We start from the raw sequence: 8,473 nt of genomic DNA on the forward strand, positions 1-8,473 counted from the left end.
GCGTCTTCGTCAGGCGGGCCGGACCGATGCCACTCCATCGGCGCGCAACATCGTCATCCCACTCGCGTTAGATAGCCTCTGCGCCGCACTCACCTTCTGAAAGACGCGCGCACTGCACCGTCACCCCTGCGTGTCGCTGCCGACCAGCGCAGCGCACCATGCCGTCGCAACATCACGACCTGCACGCCTGCAGCCAGCGAGGTTGGCTATCCTCGGCGGCTCGACCTGCCGCAGGAGCGCTCCACCGCATGACCTCCGTCCACACGCCGGCCATCGCGCCGTGATGCCGACCCGGCGCGTCCTGCCTGCGCTGTTGGCGCTGGCGCCGCTGATCGCCTGCGCCGATCCGGCCTTCGACCGCTGCCTGGCCGGCCTGCAGACCCAGGCCGCCGCCAAGGGCGTGGGGGCCGCCGACTTCCAGCGCTTCACCGCCGGCCTGGCGCCCGATCCCAGCGTGTTGCCGCTGCTCGATGCCCAGCCCGAGTTCACCACCCCGATCTGGGACTACCTCGCCAGCCTGGTCGACAGCCAGCGCGTCGCCGACGGCCAGGCCATGCTGGTCACCCACCGCGCATTGCTTACGCGCCTGTCCGAACAGACCGGGGTCGATCCAGCCACCATCGTGGCGGTCTGGGGCGTGGAGAGCGACTACGGCCGCGTCACCGGCAAGCGCCCGCTGCTGGTCTCGCTGGCCACGCTGTCGTGCGCGGGCCGCCGCCAGCCGTTCTTCCGTGGCGAATTTCTCGCCTTGCTCGGCCTGCTGCAGCAAGGCGATCTGTCGCCGGATGGCTTGACCGGCTCCTGGGCCGGCGCCTTCGGGCAGACCCAGTTCATGCCCTCGACCTATGCCCGCATCGCGGTGGATGGCGACGGCGACGGCCGCCGCGATTTGGTCGCCAGCATTCCCGACGCGCTGGCCTCCACCGCCAACTATCTGGTCAAGGCCGGCTGGGAGCGTGCCCGTCCCTGGGGCATGGGAGTCCGCCTGCCTGCCGGCTTCGACGCCAGCAAGGCCGGCCGCACACGGCGTCAACCGCTGCAGGCCTGGCAAAACGCCGGCCTCCTCGGCACCGACGGCAAGGCTCTGGCACCGGCCGGTCTGCCCGCAGAAACCCCGGCCGCCCTGCTGCTGCCGGCCGGCGCGACCGGCCCGGCATTCCTGGTGTTCCGCAACTACGATGCGATCTACGCCTACAACGCCGCCGAAAGCTATGCGCTATCGATCGCCCTGCTCGCCGACCGGCTGCGCGGTGGCGCCGGCCTGGTCGCCGCCTGGCCCACCGACGACCCCGGCCTGGGCCGGCCCGAACGGCGCGAACTGCAGCAATTGCTGCTGGCCCGCGGCCACCTGATCGGCGAGGCCGACGGCATGATCGGCACCGCCAGCCGGCGCGCCATCCAGGTCGAGCAGACCCGCCTGGGCCTGCAACCGGCCGACGGCCGACCCGGACAACGCATCCTCACCGCCCTGCGCGCCGCCCCGCCGGTCGCCGGCGCGGCCGCCATCCGCGCCACGGCGTTCAAGCTGCCGGCCGCCTATCCCGCATTCGTCCAATCCCCCATCGTCCAGAAGGCACCCCCCATGTCCGACCTCACCGGCCTGCGCACAGGCGACTTCCACGGGTTTCCCTCGCTGTTGATCGACACCCCGTTCTCCACCGCCGCCATCAGCCTGTTCGGCGGCCAGCTGCTGTCGTTCGTGCCCAAGGGCGGGCAGGACGTGATGTGGCTGTCGCCCACCGCCAAGCAGCCGCCCACTCCGATCCGCGGCGGTGCGCCGGTGTGCTGGCCGTACTTCGGCCGCCAGGACCAGACCGGCGAGGTGCCTGCGCACGGCTTCGTGCGCACCGTGCCCTGGCAGCTCACCGAGAGCCGGCGCGAGGACGACGGCACCCTGGTGCTCACGCTGACCCCGCCCAGCTTCGACGACCTGGCGCTGCGCCTGCGCATGACCCTGCGCATCGGCCGCACCCTCGAGCAGAGCCTGATCACCGAAAACACCAGCCCGGCCCCGGTGCGCTTCACCCAGGCGCTGCACAACTACTTCCGCGTCGGCGACGCGCTCACCGTCAGCGTGCAGGGCCTGGACGGGCTGGACTACCTCGACAAGTACGAGAACTACGCCACCGCCCACCGCCAGCAGGGTGACTGGAGCCTGCGCGACCCGCGCGACCCCGGCCGCAGCGACCGCATCTACACCAACGCCGGCGGCCGCTACACCCTGACCGACCCGGTGCTCGGCCGCCGCATCGTCATCGCCACCCAGGGCAGCCGCTCGCTGGTGGCCTGGAACCCCGGCCAAGAGGCGGCCGCCAAGATGGCCGACGTGGGCGAGGGCTGGCGCGACTACGTCTGCCTGGAAGCGGCCAACGCCGGCCCGGACGTCATCGAACTCGCCCCCGGCGCCAGCCACACGCTGACCCAGACCATCAGCGTCGAGTAAGCGCAACAATCGCCTCCCGATCGGGCAAAGCCCGCGCTGCGTTCCAAGAGAATAAAGAAGCAGCGACGACTCCCTTCTCCCACCGGGAGAAGGTGCCCCGAATGGGCGGAAGAGGGTGCGGGCGACGCCTCGTGTCACCTCACAATTCCTGTGGCTTCGCCCCGTACCCTCACCCCAACCCCCGCTGCGCGCCCCGGCCCGCGCATCAGGCGCGGGCGCTCCAAGGCACGCGCGCCAGTGGCGCGCAAGCCATGCCTTCTCGGCCCGCAGGAGAGGGGCTTTCAGTGAGGGGGGACTTTGGGCGTATCAGGCGACAGCTCATCCCCACAACTGCGCCACCCGGTCCACCGCTACACTCGCCGCCTCGCCCCACTGCGCCGCGCGATGTCCCTCCCTGCAGATTCCGCTCCCGCCACGGGCCGGCGCCGCGCCGCGCTGATCTTCATCTTCATCACGGTGCTGATCGACGTGCTGTCGTTCGGCGTGATCATTCCGGTGCTGCCGGATCTGGTGCGCCAATTCACCGGTGGCGACTATGCCGTCGCCGCCGGCTGGATCGGCTGGTTCGGCTTTTTGTTCGCCGCCATCCAGTTCGTCTGCTCGCCGCTGCAGGGCACCTTGTCCGACCGCTATGGCCGCCGCCCGGTGATCCTGCTCTCCTGCCTGGGGCTGGGCCTGGATTTCATCCTGATGGCGGTCGCCCATTCCCTGCCGATGCTGCTGCTGGCGCGGGTGATCTCCGGGGTGTGCTCGGCCAGCTTTTCCACCGCCAACGCCTACATCGCCGATGTCACCCCGGCCGACAAACGTGCCGGCGCGTTCGGCATGCTTGGTGCCGCGTTCGGTATTGGTTTTGTCGCCGGGCCGTTGATCGGCGGCTGGCTGGGCAGCATCGGCCTGCGTTGGCCGTTCTGGTTCGCCGCCGGGCTGGCGCTGGTGAACGTGCTGTATGGCTGGTTCGTGCTGCCCGAATCGTTGCCTGCCGCACGCCGCACGCCACGCCTGGACTGGGCGCATGCCAACCCGCTCGGCGCGCTCAAGCTGTTGCGCCGTTATCCGCAGGTGTTCGGCCTGGCCTCGGTGGTGTTTCTGGCCAACCTGGCGCACTACGTCTATCCCAGCATCTTCGTGCTGTTCGCCAGTTATCAATACCACTGGGGCCCGCGCGAGGTGAGTTGGGTACTGGCCGGCGTCGGCGTGTGCAGCATCATCGTCAATGCGCTGCTGGTCGGCCGGCTGGTGCGCTGGCTGGGCGAACGCCGTGCGCTGCTGCTGGGCCTGGGCTGCGGGGTGGTCGGTTTCGTCATCTACGGGTTGGCCGACAGCGGTACCGCGTTCCTGATCGGGGTGCCGATCAGCGCGTTCTGGGCGATCGCCGCACCGGCCGCGCAGGCCTTGATCACCCGCGAGGTCGGCACCGATGCGCAGGGACGCGTGCAGGGCGCGCTGACCAGCCTGGTCAGTCTGGCCGGTATCGCCGGTCCGCTGCTGTTTGCCAACGTGTTCGCCTGGTTCATCGGCCGCGACGCACCGCTGCATCTGCCTGGCGCGCCCTGGCTGCTGGCGGGTCTTCTGCTTGCCGCAGGCTGGGTCATGGCCTGGTGGCGGGCAGGCCGGGCTCCCGGCGCGGCCCCCGCGGGACAGGAATGATGCCTACCTATTCAGCTTATGCTCGCGCCCGCTTTATCCGATTTGCGCAGTCACTGCTAGGCTGGTGCACTCCGTGCCGCGGCACCGCCTCGACTCCCTATGTGTTCTGACACCCTGGCTGTTCCGCCATCGGCCGCGCTCGCGCTGCGCCATGCCACACAGGACACCCACCGCCTGGTCGAAACGGTTCCGTTAATGCAGGCGCTGGGGCAGGGGCGGGTCGATCGCGCCGCCTACGCGCTGATCCTGCGCCGGCACCATGCACTGCTGGCCGGCTTCGAAGCGCAACTGAGCGGCTGGCTCAGCACCCTGATCGGCACCGGCTGGCAGTACCGCCGCCGCGTCCCGGCCTTGCGCGAGGATCTGCACACGCTCGGGCAGCCACCGCAGACGCCCATTGCGGCGCCGGCGGCCGGCAACGATGCCGCGCGCTGGGGCATGCTCTACGTCATCGAAGGTTCGCAACTCGGCGGGCGGGTGATCGCGCGCACCTTGCGCAAGCAGCAGCCTGCGCTGGCTGACGCCTTGCGGTATTTCGAACTGGCCAACGACGACCCGGCCGGCTGGCGCCGTTTCCAGGCCGTGCTCGACCAACGCCTGGACACGTCTTCCGCGCGCGAGGCCGCCATCGACGGCGCGCAGCGCATGTTTGCCCACTTCCACACCTGTCTTGCAGCGGAGCCGTGCCCGTGAATCAGCCCACCGAACCCCTGGATATGGATGTCTGTGCGCGTGAGCCGATCCATATTCCCGGCCTGATCCAGCCGTACGGCGTGCTGCTGGTGATCGAGCCGGCCGACGGCTGCATCGTGCAGGCCAGCACCACCGCCGCCGACCTGCTCGGCGTGCCGCTGGCCGAATTGCTGGGCATGCAATACACGCAAGTGCTGGAACTGCCCGGCGAGCAGCCGTGTGCGGTGGAGGACCAGGCGCAGCATCTGCTGCATGCCGACGTGCGCTTTCCCCTGCGCGCAGCACCCACCGACCATCCCTGGGTGGCCGCCTGGCATCTGTATCCGGAGCAGTGGCTGGTCGAAATCGAGCCGCGCGACGCACGCCTGATGGACGTCACCCTGCGCGAAGCGCTACCGCTGTTGCGCAGCATCGAGCGCGATACCGGCATCGCCGAAGCCGCCGTGCGCGCCGCCAAGGGGCTGCGCAGCATGATCGGCTTCGACCGGGTGATGGTGTATCGCTTCGACGAGGAGTGGAACGGCGACGTCATTGCCGAAGCGCGCCAATCCGACCTGGACGCCTATCTCGGCCTGCATTACCCGGCCACCGACATCCCGGCCCAGGCGCGCGCGCTGTACCTGCGCAACCGCGTCCGCCAGATTGCCGATGTCGGCTATCGGGCGTCGGCGATCGAACCCACGCTGCATCCGCGTCTGGGCACCCCGGTGGATCTGAGCGATGTCAGCCTGCGCAGCGTCTCGCCGGTGCACCTGGAATACCTGGCCAACATGGGCGTGACCGCCACGCTGGTGTCCTCGATCGTCGTCAACGATGCGCTGTGGGGGCTGATCGCCTGCCACCACTACAGCCCGCACTTCACCAGCCATGCCATGCGCGATGCCACCGATGCGGTGACCCGCGCGCTGGCCGGGCGCATCGGCGGATTGCAGGCGGTGGCGCGCGCGCACATGGAATCGGTGCTGCTCACCGTGCGCGAGAAGTTGATCACCGACTTCAACGACGCCGACCAGATGACCGTGGAAATGCTCGCCGACATGGCGCCCGACCTGATGGACGTGGTCGACGCCGACGGCGTGGCGATCTTCCATGGCGGCGAGATCAGCCGGCATGGCAGCACCCCGGACGCGGCCGCGCTGCGCCGCATCCGCGACCACATCGAATCCGAACACCACGACGCCCTGCGCGAAGACGCGGTCGGCGCCCTGCATGTGGACGCGATCGGCGAGGTGTTTCCCGAGCTGGCCGACCTCGCACCGCTGGCTGCCGGCTTCATCTTCGTGCCGCTGATGCCGCAGTCGCGCAGCGCCTTGCTGTGGACCCGTCGCGAGCAGGTGCAGCAGGTCAAATGGGCGGGCAATCCGCAGCTGGCCAAGCTGCCGGACATCCCCAACTCACGGTTGTCGCCACGCAAGAGCTTCGACCTGTGGCAGGAAACCGTGCGCGGTCGCGCGCGGCGCTGGTCGCCGCTACATCTGGAATCGGCGCGCAGCCTGCGCGTGCTGATCGAGCTGATGGAACGCAAGCGCTTCCAGCAGGATTTCACCTTGCTCGAAGCCTCGCTCTCGCGTCTGCGCGACGGCGTTGCCATCATCGAACGTGGCGCCACGGCCGCGCACCGGCTGATGTTCGTCAACCCGGCGTTTGCAGAACTCAGCCAGACCGAAGTGGCCGACCTGATCGGTTGCGACATCCTGTCCCTGCTGGCCAGCGATGCCGCCCCGCCCAAGGTGGAGCTGCTCGAAGACGCACTGCGGCACGGGCGCGCCGCATACGTCACCCTGCCGCTGCGCGCGCAGGACGGCGCCCCGGTCTACCGCCAGTTCCATCTCGAACCGCTGCCCAGCCCCAATGGCCTCACCGCCCATTGGCTGCTGCAGCTACGCGATCCAGAATAAGCGCGGCCCTCAACCGAATCGTCTGCCGCGGCCAGGAGTGGCTGACAAAACGTAGCGAGCAGTCGCCCGCTGGAGTGCGGATGTTGCGGAAGAATCGCAGTGTCGAAGATTCCGCGCACCGGCCGCGCCCACATGGGGTTGGCGCCGTCGGTTTGACCGCTGCTCTAAGCCCGCGGCCGCAACACCAGCAAGGTGATCGTTCCGGCCGCCAGGCCCCAGAACGAGGCGCCGATCCCGCCCAGCGTCAGCCCCGATGCGGTCACCAGGAAGGTGATCAAGGCCGCTTCGCGCTCGCTGTCCCGCTGCAAGGCCGCCGCCAGGCTGTTGCCGATCGTGCCCAGCAACGCGATCCCGGCGATGGCCATCACCAGCTCGCGCGGAAAGGCCGCAAACAGCGCCGCCACGGTCGCGCCGAACACGCCGATCAGCACATAGAACACGCCCGCGCTCACCGCGGCGGTGTAACGCCGCGCCGGATCCTCGTGCGCCTCGCGGCCCATGCAGATCGCTGCGGTGATTGCCGCCAGGTTCAAGGCATAGCCACCGAACGGCGCCAGCAGCGTATTGACCACCCCGATCCAGCCGATCGTCGGCGAGATCGGCACCGCATAGCCGGAAGCGCGGATCACCGCCACGCCCGGCACGTTCTGCGAGGCCATGGTGACCACGAACAACGGAATCGCCAGCCCGAACAACGCCGCCCACGACAACGACGGCACCACCAGCACCGGCTGGGCCAGTTCAAGCTGCACGCTCTTCCACTGCATCAACCCGCTGCCGGCCGCAATCGCCATGCCGACCAGCAAGGCCGCAATCACCGCATAGCGCGCCAACCAGCGTCGCCCTGCCAGATAGGCCGCCAGCATCGCCAGTGCCAGCCACACCTGGCTCTGCATCGCCACGAACAGATCCAGGCCGAAGCGCAACAGCACTCCGGCCAGCATGCCCGAGGCCAGCGAGATCGGAATGCGCCGGATCGCCTTCTCAAATAACCCCGAGAAGCCGGCCAGCATGCCAAGCACCGCCGCCAGCACAAACGCGCCGACCGCCTCGCGCAGCGGCACCCCGGCCGCGCTGCCGATCAACATCGCCGCACCCGGCGTGGACCAGGCGGTCACCACCGGCACCCGGTAGCGCAGCGACAGGCCGATGCAGGTCACGCCCATGCCGATCCCGAGCGCCCACATCCACGAAGCAATCTGCGCCTGGTCCGCCCCCAGGTGACGCGCCGCCTCGAACACGATCACCGCAGAACTGGCAAAGCCCACCAACACCGTGACAAAGCCCGCGGCAATCGCAGGCAGGGACAGGTCGCGTAGCAGGCTGCGGGAGGGAGACATTGGGAGCTCGCTATCTAGTGCATGCATTCTTACCGAGCGCGCCGATGATCGATAGCGCAGCACCTTGCGTGGTCGGCTCTCTATCGACGCTCTTGTTGTCCTGCCTGGAAAGCACGACGTCGCTGCAATGCGGGCACACGGTCCCATGACCTTGATAGAGAGAGCAGGCCGGATACACCGCAAAGTGCGTGGAATCAGGCCCCGCGCATGGACGCAATGACGTCCGTGTCATGCCAGTGTCAAAAAATGCTTGCACTTCTGCGCAGTCTCGATAAACTACGCGGCCTCGCTCAGGACGGCGGCACTTCTCGAAGCACCGCAACAACGAACGGGGGCGAATCGGAAACATCACAAGGTGTTGACGAAACGAAAAAGCCGGCTATGATGGGCGGCTCGCTACACGGAAAGACGCTACGGCGGATTGAGGTGCAGCGGCGGCAACTTCCTCT

6 protein-coding genes and 1 other RNA gene are annotated in these 8,473 nt (G+C 68.7%); 5 read left to right on the top strand and 2 right to left on the bottom strand.

What is annotated here, in order from left to right:
* Positions 1-280: 280 nt before the first annotated feature.
* The 4 genes from FHT08_RS14150 (at position 281) to bphP (ending at position 6,684) form a co-directional block, all read left to right on the top strand.
* Complete coding sequence (locus FHT08_RS14150) at positions 281-2,443, top strand: lytic murein transglycosylase (RefSeq protein WP_166775425.1); 2,163 nt, start codon at positions 281-283, stop codon at positions 2,441-2,443.
* A gap of 384 nt (positions 2,444-2,827) precedes the next feature.
* Positions 2,828-4,093 (top strand): TCR/Tet family MFS transporter, encoded by a 1,266-nt coding sequence (locus FHT08_RS14155; protein WP_047130531.1) that lies wholly within the window; start codon positions 2,828-2,830, stop codon positions 4,091-4,093.
* Between the two features lie 99 nt (positions 4,094-4,192).
* Positions 4,193-4,786 (top strand): biliverdin-producing heme oxygenase, encoded by a 594-nt coding sequence (locus FHT08_RS14160; RefSeq protein ID WP_166775426.1) that lies wholly within the window; start codon positions 4,193-4,195, stop codon positions 4,784-4,786.
* The gene (bphP, locus tag FHT08_RS14165; RefSeq protein WP_104607396.1) at positions 4,783-6,684 is read left to right on the top strand and encodes a bacteriophytochrome BphP; all 1,902 of its coding nucleotides are present in this window, start codon (positions 4,783-4,785) and stop codon (positions 6,682-6,684) included. The genes FHT08_RS14160 and bphP overlap by 4 nt, the downstream gene beginning before the upstream one ends.
* Positions 6,685-6,723: 39 nt before the next feature.
* On the opposite strand, the gene FHT08_RS20150 is transcribed toward bphP, so the two are convergent.
* Together FHT08_RS20150 and FHT08_RS14170 are read right to left on the bottom strand one after the other, a co-directional pair.
* A non-coding RNA gene (locus FHT08_RS20150) (sX9 sRNA) lies at positions 6,724-6,818 on the bottom strand.
* 30 nt (positions 6,819-6,848) lie between these two features.
* Positions 6,849-8,024 (bottom strand): benzoate/H(+) symporter BenE family transporter, encoded by a 1,176-nt coding sequence (locus FHT08_RS14170; RefSeq protein ID WP_104607397.1) that lies wholly within the window; start codon positions 8,022-8,024, stop codon positions 6,849-6,851.
* 246 nt (positions 8,025-8,270) lie between these two features.
* Between FHT08_RS14170 and FHT08_RS19850 the strand changes: the two genes are divergently transcribed.
* A partial coding sequence (locus tag FHT08_RS19850) for a hypothetical protein (RefSeq protein ID WP_208408991.1) occupies positions 8,271-8,473 on the top strand: 203 nt, incomplete at its 3' end.

Source organism: Xanthomonas sp. CFBP 8151 (assembly GCF_011761885.1).
In the GTDB taxonomy this organism is placed as follows: Bacteria; Pseudomonadota; Gammaproteobacteria; order Xanthomonadales; family Xanthomonadaceae; genus Xanthomonas; species Xanthomonas arboricola_B.